Origin of the sequence: Salipiger sp. HF18 (genome assembly GCF_011806505.1) — a bacterium.
GTDB classification, from domain to species: domain Bacteria; phylum Pseudomonadota; class Alphaproteobacteria; order Rhodobacterales; family Rhodobacteraceae; genus Salipiger; species Salipiger thiooxidans.
The window spans coordinates 1-1,014 of sequence record NZ_JAATOS010000841.1 but is presented as its reverse complement, the minus strand read 5'-3'; the positions used below and the strand labels follow the sequence as shown (position 1 = coordinate 1,014).

At 66.5% G+C, this 1,014-nt stretch carries 1 protein-coding gene; it reads right to left on the bottom strand.

Going from position 1 to position 1,014, the window contains the following annotated elements; all coding sequences use genetic code 11:
- A partial coding sequence (gene pstC / locus HC022_RS27420; protein WP_167454478.1) for a phosphate ABC transporter permease subunit PstC occupies positions 1-1,014 on the bottom strand: 1,014 nt, incomplete at both ends.

Here is a 1,014-nt window from a genome sequence, read left to right as displayed (position 1 = left end):
GTATTTGCGCACGATGTAGAGTGCGAAGATGTTGAGCCCCAGCGTCATGACGAAGAGCGTCATGCCGAGGGCGAAGGCCACCAGCGCCTCGGGCGAGGCGAAGTCCGCGTCACCGGTCAGCTGCGACACGATCTTGGCGGTCACGGTGGTCATGGCGTCGAAGGGGTTGAGCGAGAGCCGGGCCGCGGCCCCTGCCCCCATCACAACGATCATCGTCTCGCCGATGGCGCGGCTGGCAGCGAGCAGGATGGCGCCGACGATGCCCGGAAGCGCCGCAGGCAGGATCACCTGCTTGATGGTCTCGGAATGCGTCGCACCAAGGCCGTAGGAACCATCGCGCAGCGACTGCGGCACCGCGTTGATGATGTCGTCCGAAAGCGAGCTGACGAAGGGGATGAGCATGATGCCCATGACCACGCCCGCGGTCATCACGGCGGTGCCCGCCTGCATCCAGCCCAGCCCGTCGCGGCCGAAGACCGTGAGCAGGAGCGGACCGACGGTGAGCAGCGCGAAGAGACCGTAGACGATGGTCGGGATGCCTGCGAGCACCTCGAGCAGCGGCTTGGCCCAGGCCCGCATCCGGGGACTGGCGTATTCCGACAGGTAGACCGCCGCGAAGAGCCCGATCGGCACCGCCACGATGAGCGCGATGATCGAGATGTAGAACGTGCCCCAGAGCAGCGGCCAGATGCCAAGCTCGGATCCGCCGCCGAAGGACGGCGACCATGTGAAGGAGCCGAAGAACTTCGAGACCGAGTAGAGGTCGAAGAAGCGCACGGTATTGCCGATCAGCGACAGTACGATGCCGATGGTGGTCAGGATCGCGATCGAGGCGGCGGCCAGCAGCAGGAAGCGCACCCCACCCTCGACCGCGTTGCGGGCGCGGAACTCGAGAGTGGTCTCGCGAACGGCCCAGGCAAGGCCGCCGAGCGCCAGCGCCAGCACCACGATTGTCATCCACAGGTTGCCGGTGTGGTTCATGCCGCGATAGGCCTGCGCCGCCTCCAGCACCTG